At 59.7% G+C, this 22,126-nt stretch carries 18 protein-coding genes and 1 riboswitch; of the genes, 5 read left to right on the forward strand and 13 right to left on the reverse strand.

The genetic code is table 11. From position 1 onward, the window contains the following. The first annotated feature begins 66 nt into the window (after window positions 1-66). Window positions 67-873, forward strand: coding sequence for a co-chaperone DjlA (gene djlA, locus ACTJJ1_RS12670; protein WP_004950081.1), 807 nt, complete (start codon window positions 67-69; stop codon window positions 871-873). A 40-nt stretch (window positions 874-913) separates the two neighbouring features. On the opposite strand, the gene rluA is transcribed toward djlA, so the two are convergent. The 3 genes from rluA to ACTJJ1_RS12685 form a co-directional block, all read right to left on the reverse strand. Then, complete coding sequence (gene rluA / locus ACTJJ1_RS12675) at window positions 914-1,564, reverse strand: bifunctional tRNA pseudouridine(32) synthase/23S rRNA pseudouridine(746) synthase RluA (protein ID WP_004950082.1); 651 nt, start codon at window positions 1,562-1,564, stop codon at window positions 914-916. Window positions 1,565-1,618: 54 nt separating this feature from the next. After that, window positions 1,619-4,525: an RNA polymerase-associated protein RapA gene (rapA, locus tag ACTJJ1_RS12680; protein ID WP_004950083.1), complete on the reverse strand. Its 2,907-nt coding sequence runs from the start codon at window positions 4,523-4,525 to the stop codon at window positions 1,619-1,621. A 269-nt stretch (window positions 4,526-4,794) separates the two neighbouring features. Next, the gene (locus tag ACTJJ1_RS12685; RefSeq protein WP_440833921.1) at window positions 4,795-7,158 is read right to left on the reverse strand and encodes a DNA polymerase II; all 2,364 of its coding nucleotides are present in this window, start codon (window positions 7,156-7,158) and stop codon (window positions 4,795-4,797) included. Window positions 7,159-7,341: 183 nt separating this feature from the next. On the opposite strand from ACTJJ1_RS12685, the gene ACTJJ1_RS12690 reads away from it, so the two are divergent. After that, window positions 7,342-8,109 (forward strand): DedA family protein, encoded by a 768-nt coding sequence (locus tag ACTJJ1_RS12690; protein WP_004950086.1) that lies wholly within the window; start codon window positions 7,342-7,344, stop codon window positions 8,107-8,109. 82 nt (window positions 8,110-8,191) lie between these two features. Here the strand turns inward: ACTJJ1_RS12690 and ilvN are convergent, their stop codons facing one another. From ilvN to sgrR, 7 genes are all read right to left on the reverse strand, one after another. Further along, complete coding sequence (gene ilvN, locus ACTJJ1_RS12695; RefSeq protein WP_004950087.1) at window positions 8,192-8,485, reverse strand: acetolactate synthase small subunit; 294 nt, start codon at window positions 8,483-8,485, stop codon at window positions 8,192-8,194. Between the two features lie 3 nt (window positions 8,486-8,488). Beyond that, the gene (gene ilvB, locus ACTJJ1_RS12700) at window positions 8,489-10,183 is read right to left on the reverse strand and encodes an acetolactate synthase large subunit (RefSeq protein WP_440833924.1); all 1,695 of its coding nucleotides are present in this window, start codon (window positions 10,181-10,183) and stop codon (window positions 8,489-8,491) included. Between the two features lie 111 nt (window positions 10,184-10,294). Beyond that, complete coding sequence (gene ivbL / locus ACTJJ1_RS12705) at window positions 10,295-10,411, reverse strand: ilvB operon leader peptide IvbL (protein ID WP_208295193.1); 117 nt, start codon at window positions 10,409-10,411, stop codon at window positions 10,295-10,297. 88 nt (window positions 10,412-10,499) lie between these two features. Further along, window positions 10,500-11,204: a thiamine ABC transporter ATP-binding protein ThiQ gene (thiQ, locus tag ACTJJ1_RS12710; RefSeq protein ID WP_440833926.1), complete on the reverse strand. Its 705-nt coding sequence runs from the start codon at window positions 11,202-11,204 to the stop codon at window positions 10,500-10,502. Continuing rightward, entirely contained in the window at window positions 11,191-12,798 is a 1,608-nt protein-coding gene (gene thiP, locus ACTJJ1_RS12715; RefSeq protein ID WP_440833928.1) for a thiamine/thiamine pyrophosphate ABC transporter permease ThiP, read from the reverse strand. Before thiP ends, thiQ begins: the two co-directional genes overlap by 14 nt. After that, window positions 12,774-13,760 carry a thiamine ABC transporter substrate binding subunit gene (gene thiB, locus ACTJJ1_RS12720; RefSeq protein ID WP_440833930.1) on the reverse strand — a complete coding sequence of 329 codons (987 nt, stop codon included), beginning with the start codon at window positions 13,758-13,760 and terminating at the stop codon, window positions 12,774-12,776. Before thiB ends, thiP begins: the two co-directional genes overlap by 25 nt. A 55-nt stretch (window positions 13,761-13,815) precedes the next feature. Continuing rightward, a riboswitch (TPP riboswitch) is annotated at window positions 13,816-13,941 on the reverse strand. A 37-nt stretch (window positions 13,942-13,978) separates the two neighbouring features. Next, the gene (gene sgrR / locus ACTJJ1_RS12725; RefSeq protein WP_004950098.1) at window positions 13,979-15,640 is read right to left on the reverse strand and encodes an HTH-type transcriptional regulator SgrR; all 1,662 of its coding nucleotides are present in this window, start codon (window positions 15,638-15,640) and stop codon (window positions 13,979-13,981) included. An 87-nt stretch (window positions 15,641-15,727) separates the two neighbouring features. On the opposite strand from sgrR, the gene sgrT reads away from it, so the two are divergent. The 3 genes from sgrT to ACTJJ1_RS12740 all read left to right on the forward strand — a co-directional run bounded on the left by sgrT (window position 15,728) and on the right by ACTJJ1_RS12740 (window position 18,883). Continuing rightward, on the forward strand, window positions 15,728-15,904 hold the full coding sequence (sgrT, locus tag ACTJJ1_RS12730) for a glucose uptake inhibitor SgrT (RefSeq protein ID WP_004950100.1): 177 nt from the start codon (window positions 15,728-15,730) through the stop codon (window positions 15,902-15,904). A 158-nt stretch (window positions 15,905-16,062) separates the two neighbouring features. Beyond that, entirely contained in the window at window positions 16,063-17,268 is a 1,206-nt protein-coding gene (locus ACTJJ1_RS12735; RefSeq protein ID WP_440833933.1) for an MFS transporter, read from the forward strand. Window positions 17,269-17,410: 142 nt separating this feature from the next. After that, a complete protein-coding gene (locus ACTJJ1_RS12740; RefSeq protein WP_006323576.1) occupies window positions 17,411-18,883 on the forward strand; it encodes a DASS family sodium-coupled anion symporter in 1,473 nt (490 codons plus the stop codon). Window positions 18,884-19,016: 133 nt separating this feature from the next. On the opposite strand, the gene leuD is transcribed toward ACTJJ1_RS12740, so the two are convergent. From leuD to leuB, 3 genes are read right to left on the reverse strand one after another with little or no spacing between them, the layout of a single operon-like run. Continuing rightward, a complete protein-coding gene (gene leuD, locus ACTJJ1_RS12745) occupies window positions 19,017-19,619 on the reverse strand; it encodes a 3-isopropylmalate dehydratase small subunit (RefSeq protein ID WP_004950106.1) in 603 nt (200 codons plus the stop codon). A gap of 11 nt (window positions 19,620-19,630) precedes the next feature. After that, window positions 19,631-21,031: a 3-isopropylmalate dehydratase large subunit gene (leuC, locus tag ACTJJ1_RS12750; protein WP_004950109.1), complete on the reverse strand. Its 1,401-nt coding sequence runs from the start codon at window positions 21,029-21,031 to the stop codon at window positions 19,631-19,633. Between the two features lies 1 nt (window position 21,032). Continuing rightward, window positions 21,033-22,124, reverse strand: coding sequence for a 3-isopropylmalate dehydrogenase (leuB, locus tag ACTJJ1_RS12755; protein WP_440833936.1), 1,092 nt, complete (start codon window positions 22,122-22,124; stop codon window positions 21,033-21,035). Window positions 22,125-22,126 lie beyond the last annotated feature (2 nt).

Raw genomic sequence — 22,126 nt, forward strand, 5'->3', positions numbered from 1 at the left:
ATCGCCTTAACCCTTATCTAAGACACAAGGGAGACGGCGGCTTTCGGCATGATAATTGAGGAGTATATGCAGTATTGGGGAAAACTGCTCGGGGTCATCGTTGCCATTTGGTCTGGCGCGGGATTCTGGGGTGTAGTTTTGGGGCTGATTGTCGGTCATATGATCGACACTGCGCGCAGCAACAAGCGCAGCCGGGGCTTTTTCGCCGATCAGCAAACGCGGCAAACGCTGTTTTTCCGCACCACTTTTCAGGTGATGGGTCACCTGACCAAATCAAAAGGGCGCGTTACCGAGGCGGATATTCAGATCGCCAGCCTGTTTATGGATCGTCTGCAACTGCACGGGGAAGCCCGTACGGCGGCGCAGCAGGCGTTTCGCGAAGGCAAACAGAGCCAGTTCCCGCTGAGAGAGACGCTGCAGCAGTTCCGCAGTATCTGTTTCGGGCGTTTTGACCTGATTCGGATGTTTCTGGAAATTCAAATCCAGGCGGCGTTTGCCGACGGCTCTCTGCATCCGAACGAACGTCAGGTACTGTATGTGATCGCTGAAGAACTGGGCATTTCACGCGCGCAGTTCGATCAGTTCCTCAGCATGATGGAAGGCGGGCGCCAGTTTGGCGGCGGGCAGCAGGGCGGCTATCAGCAAGCGCAACGCGGACCGACGCTGGAGGATGCCTGCAAAGTGCTGGGCGTCAGCAGCAGTGACGATGCCACCACCATCAAGCGCGCCTACCGCAAGCTGATGAGCGAACACCATCCGGATAAACTGGTAGCGAAAGGTTTACCGCCGGAAATGATGGAAATGGCCAAGCAGAAAGCGCAGGAGATTCAGGCGGCGTATGACCTGATCAAGCGCGAGAAAGGCTTCAAATAAGAAAAAGGGCTCAGCATGCTGGGCCCGTTTTAAATGCGATTCAGAAATCCGGTTCGGCGCGGAAATGCATCGGCGTCAGGAATGCCGGGTGGGTGATGCGCAGTTCCTGCGCATGCAGTTGCAAACGCGGCGCCATTGCCTTGGCTTCGGGATGCGCATAGAACCCATCGCCGAGGATCGGGTGGCCCAGCGCCAGCATATGCACTCGCAACTGGTGAGAGCGGCCGGTGATCGGCGTCAGTTTTACCCGTGTACTGCCATCGGCATCGCGCGACATCACCAGATACTCGGTTTGCGCCGCTTTGCCGGTTTCGAAACACACCTTCTGCAGCGGCCGGTTCGGCCAGTCGCAAATCAGCGGTAAATCCACCAGCCCTTCATCGTGCTCCAGATGGCCCCACACGCGGGCGATATAGGATTTCTTCGGCTCGCGCTCGCGGAACTGACGCTTGAGTTCACGCTCTGCGGCCTTGTTCAGCGCCACCACAATCACTCCGCTGGTCGCCATGTCCAGGCGATGTACCGATTCGGCCGCCGGAAAGTCCGCCTGAATGCGCGTCATCAGGCTGTCTTTGTTTTCCGGCGCGCGGCCGGGCACCGACAGCAGGCCGCTGGCCTTGTTGACCACGATAATGTGCTCATCCTGATACAGAATATGCATCGGGTCCTGAGGGGGATTGTAGGGTTCCATCTTGGCTCCGCTGAAAGTGACCGCACAGGGAACCGGAGTTCCCCGTGCCGCAGGTTACTGGTGAGTGACCACCACCAGACGGATAGCGTCCAGACGCCATCCCGCTTCATTCAGGTTGACCAGTACCTGTTTACGGTTGAACTCCAGCGCTTCCACTTCGTCATCACGGATGTTCGGGTTAACCGCCTTCAGCGCTTCCAGACGCGCCAGTTCGGTGCTCAGCTTGTCGTCCGCTTCCTGCTTCGCCTGTTCAATCAGCGCGCGCGCCTGGTCTTCAACCAGGCTTTCCGCCTGTTGCAGCATGGCGTGTACGTCCTGCTGTACGGCGTTGACCAATTTGCTGGAGGTATGGCGGTTGACCGCGTTCAACTGACGGTTGAAGCTTTCGAATTCGACCTGCGCCGCCAGGTTGGTGCCTTTGCGGTCCATCAGCATGCGGATTGGCGTCGGTGGCAGGAAGCGGGTCAGTTGCAGGTGTTTCGGCGCCTGAGCCTCCACCACGTACACCAGTTCGACCAGCAAGGTGCCGACCGGCAGCGCCTTGTTTTTCAACAGGGACACCGCACAGCTGCCGGTATCGCCGGACAGGATCAGGTCCAGGCCGTTACGGATGATCGGGTGTTCCCAACTGACGAACTGCGCGTCTTCACGCGACAGCGCCTGTTCGCGATCGAAGGTGACGGTGCAGCCGTCTTGCGGCAGGCCAGGGAAGTCCGGTACCAGCATGTGATCGGACGGCGTCAGCACAATCAGGTTGTCGCTGCGATCGTCCTGGTTGATGCCGACGATGTCGAACAGGTTAAGCGCAAAGCCCACCAGATTGACGTCGTTGTCCTGATTGGCGATGGCCTCCGCCAGTGCCTGAGCTTTCTCGCCGCCGTTGGAGTGCATTTCCAGCAGGCGATCGCGGCCCTGCTCCAGTTGCGCTTTGAGGTGATCGTGCTGTTGGCGGCAGGCGTGAATGAATTCGTCCAGCCCTTCATGCTCGGTCGGCGCAGCCAGGAAGCCGATCAACTGCTCGTAGCCGCTGTCATAAATGGTGCGGCCGGTCGGGCAGGTGTGCTCAAAGGCGTCCAGACCTTCATGGAACCAACGTACCAGCACCGCCTGAGCGGTGTTTTCCAGGTACGGCACCATGATTTCAATTTCATGCATCTGGCCGATACGGTCCAGACGGCCGATACGCTGCTCCAGCAGATCCGGGTTGAACGGCAGATCAAACATCACCAGGTGGCTGGCGAACTGGAAGTTGCGGCCTTCGGAACCGATCTCCGAGCACAACAACACCTGAGCGCCGTCTTCTTCTGAGGCGAAGTAGGCGGCGGCGCGGTCACGTTCGATAATCGACAGCCCTTCGTGGAACACCGCAGCGCGGATCGCTTCGCGCTCACGCAGCACCTGTTCCAGTTGCAGCGCGGTGTCGGCCTTGGCGCAGATCACCAGCACTTTCTTATCGCGGTTGGCTACCAGGTAGTCCAGCAGCCACTCCACGCGCGGATCAAAGTTCCACCAGGTGGCGTTCTCGCCTTCGAACTCCTGATAGATTTGCTCCGGGTACAGCATATCGCGCGCGCGCGCTTCAATCGTTTTCTTCGCCCCCATGATGCCGGACACTTTGATTGCGGTCTGGTACTGGGTCGGCAGTTGCAGCTTGATCTGGTGCAGATTGCGGTGCGGGAAGCCTTTGACGCCGTTGCGGGTGTTGCGGAACAGCACGCGGCTGGTGCCGTGGCGGTCCATCAGCATGGTGACCAGCTCCTGGCGCGCCTGCTCGGCGCCCTCGGCGTCGCTATTGGCGGCCTTCAGCAGCGGTTCGATGTCCTGCTCGTCGATCAGTTCGCCCAGCATGTTCAGCTTGTCATCGGCCAAGCGTTCGCCGCTCAGCAGCAGGGTAACGGCATCGGCGACCGGGCGGTATTTTTGCTGTTCGCTGACGAATTCTTGGTAATCGTGGAAACGGCTCGGATCCAGCAGGCGCAGACGGGCGAAGTGGCTTTGCTGGCCAAGCTGCTCCGGGGTTGCGGTCAGCAGCAGTACGCCGGGGATGTGTTCCGCCAACTGTTCGATGACCTGGTATTCGCGGCTTGGCGCTTCTTCGCTCCAGGCCAGGTGGTGGGCTTCATCGACCACCAGCAGATCCCACTGGGCGTCCGCCAGCTCTTCCAGGCGCTGCTTGTTGCGGCGCACGAAGTCCAGCGAGCAGATCACCAGTTGTTCGGTTTCAAACGGATTGCTGCTGTCGAGTTTGGCTTCCGAGTAACGGCTATCGTCGAACAGCGAGAAATACAGGTTGAAGCGGCGCATCATTTCGACCAGCCACTGGTGCTGGAGCGTTTCCGGCACCACGATCAGTACGCGCTCGGCGCGGCCCGCCAGCAGTTGCTGATGGATGATCATCCCGGCTTCGATGGTTTTCCCCAGACCGACTTCATCCGCCAGCAGTACGCGCGGCGCATGGCGCTGTCCGACTTCATAAGCGATGTGCAACTGGTGGGGGATCAGGCTGGCACGCATGCCGCGCAGGCCGGCGAACGGCAGGCGATACTGCTCGCTTTGGTATTTACGCGCGCGATAACGCAGGGCGAAGCGATCCATACGGTCGATCTGGCCGGCAAACAGACGGTCCTGCGGCTTGCTGAAGGTCAGCTTGCTGTCCAACAGCACTTCGCGCATCGCCACTCCGCTTTCCTGGGTGTCCAGGCGGGTACCGATATAGGTCAGCAGGCCGTTATCCTCTTTGACTTCTTCTACCTGCAGCTCCCATCCTTCGTGGTTACTGATGGTGTCGCCCGGATTGAACATCACGCGGGTGATTGGCGAGTCACTTCTGGCATAGAGGCGGTTTTCACCGGTGGCGGGGAAAAGCAGGGTAACCATGCGCACATCCAGCGCCACGACGGTTCCCAGACCTAATTCGCTTTCCGTATCGCTGATCCAGCGTTGACCAAGTGTAAAAGGCATATGTTGTTGGCTCGATTCTTTTTAAGTAAGTCTTGTTACCGGGCGGGAAGGGCCGCGGCACCTGTATCAAACGTTTGCTAATCCCGGTTTATTTTAATTTGACGGGCAATAGCTGTTCACGCCATGCGGGCGTCGCGAGACGGCATGGGCGCAGCGTGGTTCAGAATTTGGGAAGGGCGCTATGGTAATGGAAGGCGGCGCGTTCGTCACCTGCAAAACCCGATGATTTTTCTTAACCCTTCGCCAAAGCCCGCATGGCGGGCGCAATGTCAGAATAGCCCCATCTGCCCGGTGACCAGCGTGGTAAAATCGTCATGCAGAAAAGGGAGTATAGCGTCTGCCACCGGTTGCAACTGGCGGTCCAGATAATGCTGGTAATCTATTGCCGATTGCTGGGTCTCCAGGGGTTCCGGCCCGGCCACGGTCATGACGTAGCTGATCCAACCGCCGCTCTGGTATTGCAGCGGTCGACCCTGTTGACGATTATAGTCGTCGGCGATACGTGCTGCGCGGACGTGCGGCGGCACGTTGCGCTGATACTCGTCGAGTTTCCTGCGCAGGCGCTTGCGGTAGACCAGCCGATCGTCAAAGTCGCCGTTAAGCGTTTTGCTGACGTATTCACGCACAAAATCCTGATACGGCTGCTGTTTGAATATGCGCTGGTACAGCAACTGCTGGAACTGTTGCGCCAGGGGCGTCCAGTCGGTACGCACCGTTTCCAGCCCTTTATAGACCATTTCTTCGCTGCCGTCGGCTTTGGCGATCAACCCGGCATAACGCTTTTTACTGCCTTGCTCTGCGCCGCGGATGGTGGGCATCAGGAAGCGTGAATAATGGGTTTCAAACTCCAGTTCCAGCGCATTCTCCAGCCCGAATTGCTGCTGAAGGTGTTGCTGCCACCATTGGTTAACCTGTTGCACCAACGCCCTGCCAATCTGCGCCGCCTGCTGTTCGCCGTGCGGTTGCCTGAGCCAGACGAAGGTGGAATCGGTGTCGCCGTAGATCACCTGATAGCCCTGTGCCTCGATCAGTTCGCGCGTCTGGCGCATGATCTCATGGCCGCGCAGGGTGATCGACGACGCCAGGCGGGGATCGAAAAAGCGGCAGCCGCTCGATCCCAACACGCCGTACAGCGCGTTCATGATGATTTTTAAGGCCTGGGATAACGGCTTGTTCTGTTGGCGTTTTGCCGCCTCGCGCCCTTGCCAGATCTGTTCGACGATCGCCGGCAGGCAGTGTTTGCCGCGCGAGAAACGCGCGTGGCGAAAACCGGGTACCGAATCGGCATCGCCCGGGTGCTGCATGCCCTCCACCAGCCCGACCGGATCGATCAGGAAGGTGCGGATGATCGACGGGTACAGGCTTTTGTAATCCAGCACCAGCACCGAGTCATACAGGCCGGGTTGGGAATCCATGACAAAGCCGCCGGGGCTGTGTTCCTCCGGCTGCTCGCCGAGGTTGGGCGCCACAAAACCCAGCCGGTGCATGCGCGGCATATACAGGTTACTGAACGCGGCCACCGAACCGCCGCTGCGGTCCGCCGCCAGCCCGGTGACGGTCGCGCGCTCCAGCAAGAAGGTCAACAGCTCGGTTTTGGCGAAAATCTGCGTGACCAACTCGCAGTCCTTCAGGTTGTAGCGCGCCAGCGCCGGTTTGTCTTCGGCGAAGCGCCGATCGATTTCCGCCATCCGCTGGTAGGGGTTATCGATGGATTTGCCTTCTCCCAACAGCGCCTGCGCTACGTATTCCAGGCTGAAAGAAGGGAAGTTCCAGGTGGCGGATTTCAACGCTTCTATGCCGTCGATAATCAACCGCCCGGCGGCAGAGGCGAAAAAGTGATTCTGCTTGAAGCCGTGTTCGCGCCATTCCAGCAGGTTGCCGCCACGGCCCAGCCGCAGAGGGATTTGGTAGCGCTCGGCGTGTTTTTGCAGCACGCGCAAATCGAACTGCACCAGGTTCCAGCCGATGATGGCGTCCGGATCGTGCCGTTCCAGCCACTGATTCAGCCGTTCCAGCATTTGTGGGCGGCTGGTGCAGTATTCCAGCTCGAAATCCAGCGGTTCATTGCCGCCGTTGGCCGGCCCCAGCATGTACACCTGGCGTTGACCGCACCCTTCCAGCGCTATTGAATACAGCTCGCCGTGGGCGGTGGTTTCAATGTCCAGCGAGACCATTTTCAGCGTCGGGCGGTAATCCGGAGCCGGTTTCATCTGGCCGTCGAGCAGTGGGCCGCTGCCATTGGGGCGGCCGCTGAACCACACCGGGGCGGTGATAAAACGTTCCATCAGGTAGCGCTCCGGCGGGCGGATATCGGCTTCGTAGACATTGACGCCGCCGTCTTTCAGCAGCTTTTCCAGTTTGATCAATTGACGGTGCTGGCGGCAATACAACCCCAGCACCGGGCGGTGATGGAAATCGGTCAGCGGCAGGGGTTTCAGCTCCAGTTGCCGCTCTTCACGCAGCAACAGCTCAGCGCGCTGGCGCTGTTCGGCTGGGATAAAGGCTATGGAGGTCTGCGGTGGCAGGCGAAGTTGCTGCGGCCCGTGGTCGGTCGCCAGCCAGAACTCCACCTCGGTACCTGCGGGCGTATCGCGCCAGTGGCGGGTGAGCAGAAAACCCTGTTGGAGTGACATCACGCGGTTCCTGAGAAGCTAAACTGAAAGGCAATAGGCATAAGTTACAGTATGGGTTTTTATACAGTGATTGTCCATTGTCGGGCGGTTTTGCCAAAAACGCATACAATTCATCGGTTGACTCACTTCCGGCCGCACCGGACAATCCCACGCCCACGCGCTTTTGATAACGAGTAGAGGTTTATGGAAGCCTATTTGCAGCATCTGATCACCCAGTCATTGGCTTTCACTCTGATGGTTGTCATGTTTGTCGCGTTTCTGGAATCGCTGGCGCTGGTTGGGTTGTTACTGCCCGGCACGGTAATGATGGCCAGCATCGGCGCGCTGATCGGCAGCGGCCAGGTGGATTTCTATTACGCCTGGGGCGCGGGGATCCTCGGTTGCCTGCTGGGGGACTGGATCTCGTACTTTATCGGCCGTGCCTTCAAGGGGCCGCTGCACCGCTGGTCATTTCTAAAAAAGAACAAGGCGACGCTGGACAAGACCGAGCACGCGCTGCATCAACACAGTATGGCGACCATTCTGATTGGCCGTTTTGTCGGCCCGACGCGTCCACTGGTGCCGATGGTGGCCGGGATGCTCGATCTGCCGCCGTACAAATTCGCCCTGCCTAATATTATCGGTTGCATCACCTGGCCGCCGGTCTATTTCTTCCCGGGTATTTTGGCCGGCGTGGCGATAGACATTCCTGCCAGCGCCAACAGCGCGTTATTCAAATGGTTGCTGTTTGCGGTGGTGGTGCTGATTTGGCTGGCCGCCTGGCTGAGCTGGCGTTGGTGGCGTGAAGGCAAGCGCAGCGCCGATCGGCTGAGCGCCTGGCTGTCGCCGGTGCGGTTGCGGATGGCCTGCGTGCTGAGTTGGGTGCTTGCTTTCGGCGCCTTTTACTCCCTATACCAACAGCCGTTGATGCCGGTGTATCGTCACCTGTTGTGGAAAGTACTGGCCGGTTGATATCCCCGTCGTTTTTCACGCGGCAGCGAACAATGCTGTCGCGTGAAGTTCATCGGGGATAAGGCTTTGGTGCTTGTCCACATTACTGGAAGAACGCTTCCAACTGCTCAAACACCCGCACGTCTTCGCTGTGGCGTTTCACCTGCAGCACATCCTCGAGTTTTTCTACCTGGCTGATCATTTGCACCAGCCGTTGATCGTCTGCCACCAATAGCCAGATGCGGCTCTGTTTGCCGTCTTTCAGCGGCATGCACAGGATGCCTTCCACGTTGAAGGCGCGGCGCGCAAACAGACCGCACACGTGCGACATCACGCCGGGATGGTTGCGGACCGCCAGCTCAAGGATCACCTGTGGATTATTGTGTTGTTCTGACATGGCTTATTCTCCAATCATGTCGATGTTGGCGGCACCCGGCGGCACCATCGGGAAGACTTTTTCATTGATATCGATCAGCGCGTGGATCAGGCACGGACCAGGGCGTTGGATCGCCTCGGCCAGCGCGGCCTGCGGATCTTCTGCGGCGTTCAGATCGCAGGTGTCCAGCCCGAACCCGGCGGCAATCTTGATAAAGTCGGTGCGTTTCGGGTAGGCGGCGGCAAAGATGCGCTGCTGATAGAACAGGGTTTGCTGCTGATGCACCAGCCCCAGCGCCTGATTGTTCATCAGGATAATCTTCACGTCCAAATCGTGCTCGACGGCGGTAGCCATTTCCTGAATGTTCATCATCAGGCTGCCGTCGCCGGAGAAGCACAGCACTTTGCGCTGCGGTTCGGCCAGCGCCGCGCCGATAGCCGCCGGCAGGCCGAAGCCCATGGTGCCCAGACCGCCGGAGGTCAGCCACTGGCGCGGCCGGCTGAGCGGATAGGCTTGCGCCACCCACATCTGATGCTGGCCCACGTCGGTGGTGATGATGGCGCTTTCATTCACGCAGCGTGCGGCGGCCAGCACCAGCCCGTAGTGGCTCAGCGGATCTTCGGCGTTTGGCATGCTGAACGGGAACTCGCGTTTCAGGCCGTTGACGGTGTCCAGCCACTCGCTGCGCGGCTGCGCTTCAATCTGCGGCAACAGCTGTTGCAGCACCTGGCCGACGTCGGCATGAATGGCAATATTCGCCTGCTTTACCTTGCCCAGTTCGGCGCGGTCGATATCCACGTGGATGATGCTGGCGTTAGGGCAGAACTGTTCGGTTTTGCCAATCGCCCGATCGTCAAAGCGTGCGCCCAATACGATCAGCAGATCGGCTTCCTGCAGAATAAAGTTGGTGCTGCGGGCCGCATGCATCCCCAGCATGCCCAGTGACAACGGGTGCTGCACCGGCATGGCGCCCAGCGCCATCAGCGTCATGGTGGTCGGCAGGTTGGCGCGTTCGGCCAGCTCAATCGCTTGTTGGTAAGCGTCGGCGCAGATAATGCCGCCACCCAGATACAGCACCGGGCGCTTGGCCTGGTTGATCATTGCGGCGGCTTGCGCCACTGCTGCGGCTTCGAAGGCCGGCGCTGCGTCAGGCACCGCGACGGGCGGCAGTTCATCCAGACTGATCACCGCCGTTTGTACGTCTTTCGGCACGTCAATCCATACCGGGCCGGGGCGGCCGGATTCGGCGATGCGGAATGCGTCGCAGATCACCTGCGGCAGTTCGCGGATGTCGCGCACCAGGTGGTTGTGCTTGGTGATGGGAATCGAGATGCCGTAGGTATCCACTTCCTGGAAGGCGTCGGTGCCAATCATGGAAGAGGGCACCTGGCCGGTGATGCACACCAGCGGGATGGAATCGAGTTTGGCGTCGGCGATGGCGGTGACCAGGTTGGTCGCCCCCGGCCCGCTGGAGGCGATGCAGACCGCCGCCTTGCCGTTGGCGCGTGCCATGCCCTGCGCCATAAAGCCCGCGCCCTGTTCGTGGCGTGCCAGCACGTGGTGAATGCGAGTGCTTTGGCTCAGCGCGTCATACAGCGGCAGTGCCGCGCCGCCGGGAATGCCGGCTACGGTAGTGATGCCCTGGCGCTCCAGCAAATGAACGATCAGTTCTGCGCCGGTGAAGCGTTGGCCTTGATGTGGCGTGCCCGAAATTGCCATGTTCCTATCCTTTCTCAGGGCCGGTTCGCTTTTCTGGGCAGGGAGCTAAAACAAGAAACCCCGCCCGGTTTGCGCCGGCGGGGTTTGGGAATCGATGCGTTGATTCGGACCCTACGGCGCATTGCCGACGACCACCACCACACGCACGACGACCATCACCGCGGCTGGTAGCGCGGTAACTAGTAGGGTCGAAGTCAGCGAGGATGCGATCACAGGGAACCTTATCATCAGTAATAGAAGTCAGGTTTTTATAAAACCACAGGCGAAAAATTCGCACAACAGGTTTATTTGCCCAGCATAAAAAACGCGCTGCAGATCACGATTTGTGCGAAATGCCCAGCACCCGAGCTTCCGGCGCGCTGCCGTCCAGCAGCGCCTGCGTGGAGCCGTCGTAATAAATACGCCCGTCGACCACCAACAGGGTGCGCGGCGCGATGCGTGCGGCGTCATCCAGGTTGTGCGACACCATCAGCAGCGTCAGGTTGCGTTGGTCGCAAACCTCTTGCAACAGTTGCAGCATCTCATTGCGCAGCGCGGGGTCGAGCGCCGAGAAAGGCTCGTCGAGCAGCAGGATGGGTTGCTGGCGGATCAGGCAGCGAGCCAGGGCTGCGCGCTGGCGTTGGCCGCCGGAAAGCTGCGACGGCAGGCGCTGCAGATGCTCCTCCAGCCCCACCTGGCGGGCAATCTGCGCCAACTGTTGTTGCTGGTCCGCGTTCAGCCTCAGCCCGGGGTCAAGGCCCAATCCGATGTTCTGCGCCACCCTCAGGTGGGCGAACAGGTTGTTTTCCTGAAACAGCATCGAGACCGGCCTTTTGGCCGGCGGCGTGCCGGTGTGGTCGCTGCCGTTCAGCAGCAGCTTGCCGCTGGCGGCCGGCAGGAAACCGGCGATCAGGCTGAGCAAGGTGCTTTTGCCCGCACCGCTGGGGCCGAGCACCGCGACACGTTCGCCCGGCCGGATGCGCAGATCAAAGCGCATCGGCAGGTGTTCATACAGATAAGTCAGTTTTTCAAGCGTCAGCATGGCGCCCCGGTAAGCGTTCGATCAGGGTAAACAGCAGGAAGCACAGCAGCAGAAGCAACAGTGCGGTGACCGCGCCGTCATTGCTGCGATAGGCGCCGATCTGCTGATACAGGTAAAAAGGCAGGGTGCGGAACTGCTCGTTGCCAAACAGGGCAACCACGCCGAAATCGCCGATCGACAGCACGCAGGCGAAAGCCAGCGCCTGCGCCAGCGGGCGGCGCAGCGCTTTCAGCTCGATCCAACGCAGCCGCTGCCAGCCGTGCATACCCAGCGACAGGCACAGCGGGTTGTAACGCTCGGCCAGGTCTCGCATCGGGTTTTCCAACACCTTCAGGGCGTAGGGTACCGCCATCAGCGCATTGGTGAGGATCACCAACGCATAGGGCGATTGCGGCAACCCGACAGTATCGCTCAACAGCAGGAAGAAACCGGTGGCCAGCACGATCCCCGGCATCGCCAGAATCACCATGCCGCTCAGTTCAAGCGTTTGGCCCCAGCGCAGCCGCTGTTGCAGCTTCAGTTCTCGGCTGCTCCACAGCAGCATCATGGTCAACACCACGCACAACGCGCCGGCACCGAGGGCGATACGCAGTGACGTGAACAGCGCTTGCCACAGCACCTGCTGTTGCAGGACGCTGACCATCGTCTGATTGGCGCCATAGGCAATCACCGCCAGCAGCGGGGGCAGCAGCAGCAGCAGGGCGGCGGCGATCAACAGAAAATCGCCGGCGCGACGCCACAGGCTGTCTTCGGGATTGCGCCAGATGTGGGCCTGGGTGCTGCCGACCGGCAGCGCCTGGCTCAGCCGCTGGCTGAACACTACCAGCCCCAGACAGCAGGCCAACTGGATCAGCGCCAGCAGGGCGGCGCGGCTGAGATCGTAGTCATAGCTGAGCACCTGGTAGATCGCCAATTCTATGGTGGTGGCCTGCGGCCCGCCGCCCAGCGACAGCACGGTGGCGAAGCTGGCGAAACAGAGCATGAAGATCAGCGCGCCGCTCGGCAGGATCTGGCGGCGCAATGCCGGCCACTCGACGAAGCGGAACTGTTGCCAGCCGTTCATGCCGAGCTGAGCCGCCAGTTGGCGCTGTTCGACCGGAATGTTTTCCAGCGCCTGCAGCAGCAGGCGGGCGGCCAGCGGCAGATTGAAGAACATATGCGCCAGCAGGATGCCCTGCAGACCATAGGGGGAAAAACTGTAGTTGATGCCGAGCCAGCCGCACAGCAATGCCAGCCAGCCCTGTCGGCCATACACGCTGAGCAGGCCGAATACCGCCACCAATACCGGCAGCACCAGCGTCATGGCGCACAGACGCAGCAGCAACAGCCGGCCGGGAAAGCGGCGGCGGTATAGCGCACGTGCCAGCGCGATGGCGGGCAGCACCGAGATCAGCGCGGACAGCAACGCCTGCCAGAAGGTAAAGCGGACTACGTGCCACAGGTAGCTGTCCTGCCACAGGCCGCGCCAATCGCTTTCCGGCGCGTGTCGCCATAGCGAGCCCATCGCCAGCGCGGCGACGGTCAGGATCAGGCCGGCGGCCAGCAGCCCCGGCCAGAGCCAGTGAGGGATCAGCGGCTGACGGCGGTTTGCCATGCCCGGATCCAGCTACCGCGTTGTTTGGCGACCTCTTCGGCGCTGTATTGCAGCGCGGTCTGGGGGACGGTCATTTGCTCAAAGCCGGCCGGCAGTTGAGTCTTGATCACCGGGTACATCCAGTTACCGGTTGGGATGGTGTTCTGGAACGCCGGGGTCATCATAAACTGCATGAAGCGCTCCGCCAGTTCAGGCTGCTTGCTGGCCTTGAGTTTGCCTGCCACTTCCACCTGCAGATAATGGCCTTCGCTGAAGTTGGCCGCGGCGTAGCTGTCTTTCTTCTCTTCGATCAGATGATAAGCCGGGGAGGTGGTATAGCTGAGCACCAGATCGCCTTCGCCTTTCAGGAACAGGCCGTAGGCTTCACTCCAGCCTTTGGTGACGGTGACGGTTTTCTTCGCCAGTTTCTGCCAGGCTTCCGGCGCGTTATCGCCAAACACTTTCTGCATCCACAGCAGCAGGCCCAGGCCTGGGGTGCTGGTGCGCGGATCTTCGTAGATCACCTTCCAGTTTTGATCGCCGTTGACCAGTTCCTGCAGGCTTTTTGGAGGGTTCTTCAACTTGTCTTTGTTGTAAACGAAGGCAAAGTAGCCATAGTCATAAGGCACGAAGGTTTTATCCTGCCAGCCGCCCGGCACGCTCAGTTTGGCGCCGTCAACGCGGCTTGGCGCGAATAAACCGGTTTGTTGCGCGGCCTGCAGCAGGTTGTTGTCCAGCCCCAGTACCACGTCGGCGGTGCTGTTTTTCCCTTCCATGCGCAGGCGGTTAAGCAGCGAAACGCCGTCTTCCAGCGCGACGAATTTCAGCTCGCAGTTGCAGTCCGCTTCGAACGCTTTTTTCACCGCCGGGCCAGGGCCCCAGTCGGCCGCGAAGGAATCATAGGTGTAGACCGTCAACGTGGGCTTGGCAAACGCCGAAGCGGCACACAACAACAGTAATAAGGGCAGGCTTTTTTTGACCACTTTGCACTCCTGAAAGATAAGGGGGCAAAGGTATCTGAGGGCGAGGTGATTAAACCGGGTCGCTATGCTCAAATCCCTCCGCCGGTATTGACCGGATCAGGTTCGACGGGTTTGTTCTCAGCAAAACCTGCACGCCGCGTTTTCATCGCGCCGCCGCCGTTTCGCACCCCGTTGAGACGGCGCTATTGTAGAGATTAACGGGCGCCGGCGAAAGGCGCTTATGCTTCCGGCGGCGCAAACCAGGCGGATTTAAAATCAAACCAGCCAAGGGTGTTCATTCGCACACCGCGCATGCTGCGCTGGCCGTGCAGTTGCAGCCAATGATGAAACAGCGGGTGTAACTGGTGACCCTTGACCAACCGTTGGCAAAAATCCGCCAGCGGCAGGGCATTGGCGCGCCACAGCGCCGCATCTGCGGCGAGATCCTCATTCATGCAGTGCTGCATCAATGGCAACTCATACAGGGTGGCGAACAGCGAGAACTCCAGCGGCAGGTAGAAGTTGGCGCTACCCAGCCACAGATCGCTGGTGGCTTCCCCTTTATGCCAGGCGTCGTAGCTCACCGTCTGCACGTTAAGTCGCACCCCGTGCAATGCCAGCAGCGGTTCAATTGCCTGTTGAATGGCGTGGAATTCCGAGTGTTCACTGTAGTAGGTCAGCGTCAACTCGGTCAGCCCGGCCGGCTTGGGTTGTTGCGCCAGCGCGCGATTGTGATGCCAGCGCGGCAGGATGCCATAGGCCGGTGACCAATAGCGTTGATAAACCGGTCCGGCGTTGCCCAGCAGCGAGATGGGATTAATCAGCTCGCACAGCCAACTGCGAATGGCCGGATCGGCCGCCAAAGGAGAGCGCTGATCGAACAGCAGGAAATAGCAGCCTTCCTCCAGCCGGCTTTCCAGCTCGTTGTTGCCGGTGTCATCCGCCTGCAACTGCACGCCGGAATGCACCAACTCTTCGGTGAGCTCCGGCAACACCCAGATATTCACCTCATCAATCAGTGCCCGATAGCCGAAATAGTCATCGAAGGCGTGAATTTTCATCTGGCTGCGGTGGTTGCGCACCACGCTGTACGGCCCGGTGCCCACCGGATGGCGCGAGAACTCCGGCATGCTTTGCCACTCGCGCGGCAGGATCATGGCAGGCACGCTGCCCAGCAGCCAGGGCAGCCAGTAATCGGGGCTGTGCAGGTGTACGTCAATCACGAAAGGCGTCGGTGAGGTCACGCTCTCGATATGCGAAAACAGCGGTTGAGGGATCAGACGAGTGAGGGAGCTAATCACATCGTCCATTTCCAGCTCGCGGCCGTGATGAAAATGTATCGCCGGGCGCAGATAAAAACGCCAGTGCAAAGGCGTCAGCGGCTGCCAGTGATGCGACAGGTCCGACTCCAGTTCCCCATTTTCCTCGTTTATCCGCGTCAGGCCGCTGAAAATCTGCCGGGCCAGGTGAATTTCCGAACGGCGCAACGCCGAGCCGGGCAGCAGGTTGTACAGTTGGCGATAGTAGAGCACACGCAGGATATGTTTACCTTGCCGGAAACTGCGACCAAGCTGGGACAGCAGCATTTGCCGTACCACGTTTTTATCGCCGACCAGTTGCACCAGTTGATCGATGCGGTCTTGCTCCAGCAGTTCCTCCGCTCGCTGCTGCTGCAGGGCCAGGCCGGTATAGTGGAAGGTCAGCCGCGAGCGCTTGCCGCGCCCCGATTCCGCCTGCCAGGTCAGCCACCCTTGCTGTTGCATGGCGCCGAGTAATGAACGCACGTGACGGCGCGAGCAAGTGAGCACTTCGGCCAACTCTTGCAGCGTGGTGTCGGTGGTCTCGCCGTGGCAGCGCTGCCACAGGCGAATGAACTGTTGTTGCAAACGTGAGGTAGACATAAAAGAGGAACGCTCCGGCATCAACTCATCAATTTATCTTTCCCCATATTACGCCGATAATTTTCCTCAATGAAAGGGGGAGGGCGAATGATGAAAGCTTTGTTGTCAAAACAGTTCTATCAGCGCTACTTCAGCGCGGTGCGCCGCCAGCACGCCGACTGGCTGGGTCTGGTGCCTGAACAAACCCGGTTGGAGATGCTGGCTCACCTGACCCAGTGGGATATCAAGGATATGACGGACAAGCAATATCGCGAGCACCTCTGAGGTTGCGGTAGCAAAAATGTTTCTGAGTAATGGTGTTGTTCACCAGCCAGTGGGGTCATACCCACTGGTTTTTTTATTATTGGTCGCGGTGATGTTCTTGCAATTTTTTCACCGTAGCCTAAGGTTTTGTCTTCCGCTTTAGGGGCAGGGACGAAGATATGAAACGACTGTACTGGTTGCCGCGCCGCTTTAATCCCATCTTTGCCGCATTCCTGCTGGTTGCTTTTCTTTCCGGGATCGCCGGGGCGCTGATGGCACCGACGCTGAGCCTGTTCCTGACCACCGAAGTCAAGGTACGGCCGCTGTGGGTGGGGTTGTTCTACACCGTTAACGCCATTGCCGGCATCGCCGTCAGTTTTCTGCTGGCCAAGCGTTCGGATACGCGCGGTGACCGGCGCACGTTGATCCTGGTGTGTTGCCTGATGGCGGTAGGCAACAGCCTGTTGTTTGCCTTCAACCGCGATTACCTGACGCTGATCACCGCCGGGGTGCTGATGTCGGCGATTGCCAATACCGCCATGCCGCAGATTTTCGCGCTGGCGCGGGAGTATGCCGACAGCTCGGCGCGCGAAGTGGTGATGTTCAGCTCGGTCATGCGTGCGCAGCTGTCGCTGGCGTGGGTGATAGGTCCACCTCTGGCGTTCACGCTGGCGTTGAACTACGGCTTTACCTGGATGTTTGGGATCGCCGCCGCCACCTTCGCGATCTGTGCCTTGCTGGTGTGGTTTACCTTGCCTTCGGTGCCGCGCGCCCCGCCGGTGGAGCAGGGCGATGCGCTGGACGGTGGGCCTTCGGCCCCGATAGCGTCCGCCAGCGCCTGGCGAAACCGCGATGTGCGGTTGTTGTTCATCGCCTCTATGCTGATGTGGACTTGCAACACCCTGTACATCATCGATATTCCGCTGTACATCACCGCCGATCTGGGCCTGCCGGAGAACCTTGCGGGGTTGTTGATGGGCACGGCAGCCGGGCTGGAGATCCCGGCGATGCTGCTGGCCGGTTATTACGTCAAACGTTTCGGCAAGCGCAATATGATGCTGTTTGCCGTGGCGGCCGGCATCCTGTTTTATGCCGGATTGGCGGTGTTTAAATTCAAGCTGGCGCTGATGGTCTTGCAACTGTTCAACGCCATATTCATCGGCATCATCGCCGGTATCGGCATGCTCTATTTCCAGGATCTGATGCCCGGGCGGCCGGGTGCGGCGACGACCTTGTTTACCAACAGCATTTCCACCGGGGTGATCCTGGCCGGCGTGCTGCAAGGCGCGCTGGTGGAAAATCTGGGGCACTATGCGGTTTACTGGCTGGCGACGGCCTTGGCGGTGGTGGCGCTGTGGATCAGTGTTCGGGTACGAGAAGCGTAAACGCTAACGTCATTAACATTGACGCATGTCATTGAGAACATTACGCCAGAACCCCAAGCTATACGGACCCGGAGCGCGATTGCGGCGCTCTTGCCCATCTTGCTGCTGAGATGCCGATCCGTTTAGACCATTTGGGTATGCCATGGACAAACTAACACCGCTCAAACCCGTCCCCTCTCTGTGTGCCGTTGCCGCCGTTTTGCTTATTTGGTTTGTCATCCCGGTTCCTGAAGGGGTTGCGCCCAACGCCTGGCATCTGCTGGCGCTGTTTATCGGCACCATCATAGCCATCATCGGCAAGGCGATGCCGATCGGTGCCGTTTCGGTGGTGGCCATCGCGCTGGTGGCAATCACCGGGGTGACTAATCCCGGCAAGCCGGGTGCGGCGCTGGAGGATGCGCTCAGCGGCTTCTCCAATCAGCTGATTTGGCTGATTGGCTTCTCGATCATGATCTCCTTTAGTCTCAACAAAACCGGGTTGGGCTCGCGGATCGGTTACTATTTCATTTCCCTGTTCGGTAAAAAGACGCTGGGCATTGCTTATGCGCTGACGCTGGCGGAACTCACTTTGGCACCGGTGACCCCGAGCAATACCGCCCGTGGCGGCGGGATTATTCATCCGATAATGAAGTCGATCGCCGATAGCTTCGGATCCCGGCCGGAACTGAACAGTTCCGGCAAGATTGGCCGTTATCTGGCGCTGGTGAATTACAATATCAACCCGGTGAGTTCGGCGATGTTCATTACCGCCACCGCGTCTAACCCTCTGATCGTCAGCCTGATCGCCAAAGGCACCGGCGGCAGCCTGGAACTGTCATGGTCAATGTGGGCGCTTGCCGCACTGGTGCCGGGGCTCTGTTCGCTGGCGGCGATACCGCTGGTGCTCTATCTGTTGTACCCGCCGGAAATTAAAAGCACCCCGGATGCACCGCGTTTTGCGCGGGAAAAACTCACAGAGTTGGGCCCGGTGACGCTGCCGGAGAAAATCACTTTAGGGGTGTTTGCCCTGCTGCTGGTGCTGTGGGCCGGCATTCCGGCGATGATCTTTGGCCCAGCCTGGCTGGTAAACCCGACCACGGCGGCGCTGATCGGCCTGGCGGTGCTGTTGGCGACCGGCGTGCTGAGCTGGGAGGACGTGCTGAAGCACAAGGGGGCCTGGGATACGGTGGTGTGGTTCTCCGCACTGGTAATGATGGCCAGTTTCCTCGGCAAGCTGGGGCTGATTGACTGGCTGTCGCACTCCGTCGGCAGCGGCATCGACCACATGGGCATGAGCTGGGTGGGCGGTGCCATCTTGCTAACCGCCATCTATCTCTATTCGCATTATTTCTTCGCCAGCGCCACCGCTCACGTTACCGCCATGTTTGCCGCCTTCCTGGCCGCCGGTATGACATTGGGCGCACCGCCGGCGCTGCTGGGGTTGATTCTGGCGTTCGCCTCTTCACTGATGATGTCGCTGACCCATTACGGTACCGGCACCGCGCCTATTGTCTTCGGTTCCGGTTACGTGACGCTGGGAGAATGGTGGAAAACCGGCTTTGTGGTGAGCGTGGTTAACCTGCTGATCTGGATCCTGATCGGCGGAGCGTGGTGGAAGTGGCTGGGTTACTGGTAACCCCATCATACTTGGAGCTGCCGCTGTGTTGACTGAGTAAGCGCACCCCTGTTACTTGGTTAGCCAAGCTCCAGGGGATTTACTCACTTGCCGCCTTGCCGCAGCTCCAATTATTTAGGGTATTGGAAGGTGATCAGTTCAGAAACGCCGGCTGCTGTGCCTCGTAGCGGGAGATGTCCGCTTCATGCTGCAGCGTGAGGCCGATGCTGTCCAACCCGTGGATCATGCAGTGGCGGCGGAAGCTGTCGATCTCGAACGGATAGCTTTTTCCACCGGCATTCACCGTCTGATTTTCCAGATCCACCACAAACTCGGTACCTTCGTTTTCAGCCACCAGCTTGAACAGCGTATCCACGTCCTGTTCGCTCAGTGTCACCGGCAGCAGTTGGTTGTTGAATGAGTTGCCGTAGAAGATATCGGCGAAGCTTGGCGCTATCACCACTTTGAAGCCGTAGTCGGTCAGCGCCCAGGGCGCATGCTCGCGTGAGGAGCCGCAGCCGAAGTTCTCACGCGCCAACAGGATGCTGGCCCCTTTGTAGCGCGGCTTGTTCAGCACAAACTCCGGGTTCGGTTGCTGGCCGGCGTCGTCCAAAAAGCGCCAGTCGTTGAACAGGTGCTGGCCGAAACCCGTGCGGGTGACTTTCTGCAAAAACTGTTTTGGAATAATGGCGTCGGTGTCGACGTTGGCCGCATCCAAAGGCACCACTAAACCGGTATGTTGAGTAAATTTAGCCACGGTAGTGCCCCTTAGTGAATATCACGGATATCGGCGAAATGGCCGGCAACGGCAGCGGCAGCGGCCATTGCCGGGCTGACCAGGTGGGTGCGCCCACCGCGGCCCTGACGCCCTTCGAAGTTACGGTTGCTGGTGGATGCGCAGCGTTCGCCCGGATTCAGGCGGTCGTTGTTCATCGCCAGGCACATGGAGCAACCCGGCAAACGCCATTCAAAACCGGCTTCAATAAAGATCTTGTCCAGACCTTCGGCTTCCGCCTGCGCTTTTACCGGGCCGGAACCCGGCACCACGATGGCCTGAACGCCGTTGGCGACTTTGCGCCCTTTGGCAATCGCCGCCGCCGCGCGCAGATCTTCGATGCGCGAGTTGGTACAGGAGCCGATAAACACTTTGTCGATCGGCACTTCAGTCAGCTTAATGCCCGGCTTCAGATCCATATAGGCCAACGCCTTCTCGGCTGAGGCGCGCTCGACCGGATCGCTAAAGGATTCCGGTGCCGGGATCGCCTGATTGACGGCGATCACTTGCCCAGGGTTGGTGCCCCAGGTCACCTGTGGCGCGATGTCTTCGGCGCGCAGGGTTACTACGGTGTCGAATTTTGCATCGTCGTCGGATTTCAGCGTGCGCCAGTAAGCGACGCCTTGTTCCCAGTTCTCGCCGGTAGGCGCAAACTGGCGGCCTTTCAGATAATCAAAGGTGGTGTCGTCCGGCGCGACCAGGCCCGCTTTGGCGCCCATTTCGATCGCCATGTTGCACAGCGTCATGCGGCCTTCCATGCTCAGCGCTTCAATCGCCTTGCCGCAGAACTCCACCACGTGGCCGGTGCCGCCGGCACTGCCGGTTTTACCGATTACCGCCAGTACGATGTCCTTGGCGGTGATGCCTTCCGCAGCGACGCCGGTCACTTCGATTTTCATGGTCTTGGCGCGGCCCTGCTTCAGGGTCTGGGTCGCCAGCACGTGCTCCACTTCCGAGGTGCCGATCCCAAACGCCAACGAACCGAAGGCGCCGTGGGTGGCGGTATGGGAGTCGCCACAGACGATGGTCATGCCCGGCAGCGTCATGCCCTGCTCTGGGCCGATAACGTGCACGATGCCCTGGAACGGGTGGTTCAGGTCATACAGCGAAACGCCGAACTCAGCGCAGTTCTTGATCAGTTCCTGCATCTGAATGCGGGCCATCTCGCCGCTGGCGTTGATGTCTTTGGTCTGGGTGGACACGTTGTGGTCCATGGTGGCAAAGGTCTTGCCCGGCTGGCGTACTTTGCGGCCCATGGCGCGCAGGCCGTCGAACGCCTGCGGAGAAGTGACTTCGTGCACCAGATGGCGATCGATATACAACAGCGGCGTTTCGTTCGGCGCTTCGTACACCACGTGGGCATCGTATAATTTCTGATATAACGTTTTCGACATGTTATGCCCCCTGAGCTACAAAGCGGGCGATGATGTCACCCATTTCATCGGTGCTGATGGCTTTACCCTCACCGGCCAGATCGGCGGTGCGGTAACCTTGTTCCAGCGCCTGGTTGATGGCGCGCTCAATGGCGTCGGCCACCTCAGAGGCCCCCAGGCTGTAACGCAGCAACAGGGTGGCGGACAGGATCTGGGCGATCGGGTTGGCGATGCCTTTACCCGCGATATCCGGCGCAGAACCGCCCGCAGGCTCATACAGACCAAAGCCCTGTTCGTTCAGGCTGGCGGAAGGCAGCATGCCCATCGAACCGGTGATCATCGCGCATTCGTCGGACAAAATATCGCCGAACAGGTTGGAGCACAGCAACACGTCGAACTGAGACGGGTCTTTAATCAACTGCATGGTGGCGTTGTCGATATACATATGCGACAGCGACACGTCCGGATAGTCTTTGGCAACCTGGTTCACCACTTCACGCCACAGAATGGAGCTTTGCAGCACGTTGGCCTTATCGATAGAGGTCACTTTGTTACGGCGTTTGCGTGCGGACTCAAAGGCGATGCGCGCAATGCGTTCGATCTCGAAGCGGTGATACACCTCGGTATCGAAAGCGCGTTCCTGCATGCCCTGGCCTTCACGGCCTTTCGGTTGGCCGAAGTAGATACCGCCGGTCAACTCACGCACGCACAGGATGTCAAAACCGCGGGCGGCGATGTCGGCGCGCAGCGGACAGAATTCTTCCAACCCTTGGTACAGGCGGGCCGGACGCAGGTTGCTGAACAGTTTGAAGTGCTTGCGTAACGGCAGCAATGCACCGCGCTCAGGCTGTTCTGCCGGCGGCAGGTGTTCCCATTTCGGGCCGCCCACCGAGCCGAACAGGATCGCATCGGCCTGCTCGCACCCGCTGAGGGTGGCCTGCGGCAACGGGCTGCCGTGGCGATCGATGGCAATGCCACCGACGTCGTATTCGCTGGTGGTGATGCGGATATCAAAGCGCTGACGCACGGCGTCCAACACTTTGTGCGCCTGAGCCATTACTTCCGGGCCGATTCCGTCTCCGGGCAAGACGGCAATATGGTAAGTCTTCGTCATGT

The organism is Serratia sp. 22264 (assembly GCF_052045345.1).
GTDB lineage: Bacteria > Pseudomonadota > Gammaproteobacteria > Enterobacterales > Enterobacteriaceae > Serratia > Serratia plymuthica.

What these genes read in the sequence shown, in the direction of transcription:
- rapA (WP_004950083.1), bottom strand. Translation starts at nt 4,525, where the DNA reads ATGCCTTTTACACTTGGTCAACGCTGGATCAGCGATACGGAAAGCGAA.
- ilvN (WP_004950087.1), bottom strand. Translation starts at nt 8,485, where the DNA reads ATGTCAGAACAACACAATAATCCACAGGTGATCCTTGAGCTGGCGGTC.
- ACTJJ1_RS12685 (WP_440833921.1), bottom strand. Translation starts at nt 7,158, where the DNA reads ATGTCACTCCAACAGGGTTTTCTGCTCACCCGCCACTGGCGCGATACG.
- ACTJJ1_RS12740 (WP_006323576.1), top strand. Translation starts at nt 17,411, where the DNA reads ATGGACAAACTAACACCGCTCAAACCCGTCCCCTCTCTGTGTGCCGTT.
- sgrT (WP_004950100.1), top strand. Translation starts at nt 15,728, where the DNA reads ATGATGAAAGCTTTGTTGTCAAAACAGTTCTATCAGCGCTACTTCAGC.
- ACTJJ1_RS12690 (WP_004950086.1), top strand. Translation starts at nt 7,342, where the DNA reads ATGGAAGCCTATTTGCAGCATCTGATCACCCAGTCATTGGCTTTCACT.
- ivbL (WP_208295193.1), bottom strand. Translation starts at nt 10,411, where the DNA reads ATGATAAGGTTCCCTGTGATCGCATCCTCGCTGACTTCGACCCTACTA.
- rluA (WP_004950082.1), bottom strand. Translation starts at nt 1,564, where the DNA reads ATGGAACCCTACAATCCCCCTCAGGACCCGATGCATATTCTGTATCAG.
- djlA (WP_004950081.1), top strand. Translation starts at nt 67, where the DNA reads ATGCAGTATTGGGGAAAACTGCTCGGGGTCATCGTTGCCATTTGGTCT.
- leuB (WP_440833936.1), bottom strand. Translation starts at nt 22,124, where the DNA reads ATGACGAAGACTTACCATATTGCCGTCTTGCCCGGAGACGGAATCGGC.
- thiP (WP_440833928.1), bottom strand. Translation starts at nt 12,798, where the DNA reads ATGGCAAACCGCCGTCAGCCGCTGATCCCTCACTGGCTCTGGCCGGGG.
- thiQ (WP_440833926.1), bottom strand. Translation starts at nt 11,204, where the DNA reads ATGCTGACGCTTGAAAAACTGACTTATCTGTATGAACACCTGCCGATG.
- leuC (WP_004950109.1), bottom strand. Translation starts at nt 21,031, where the DNA reads ATGTCGAAAACGTTATATCAGAAATTATACGATGCCCACGTGGTGTAC.
- ACTJJ1_RS12735 (WP_440833933.1), top strand. Translation starts at nt 16,063, where the DNA reads ATGAAACGACTGTACTGGTTGCCGCGCCGCTTTAATCCCATCTTTGCC.
- ilvB (WP_440833924.1), bottom strand. Translation starts at nt 10,183, where the DNA reads ATGGCAATTTCGGGCACGCCACATCAAGGCCAACGCTTCACCGGCGCA.
- sgrR (WP_004950098.1), bottom strand. Translation starts at nt 15,640, where the DNA reads ATGTCTACCTCACGTTTGCAACAACAGTTCATTCGCCTGTGGCAGCGC.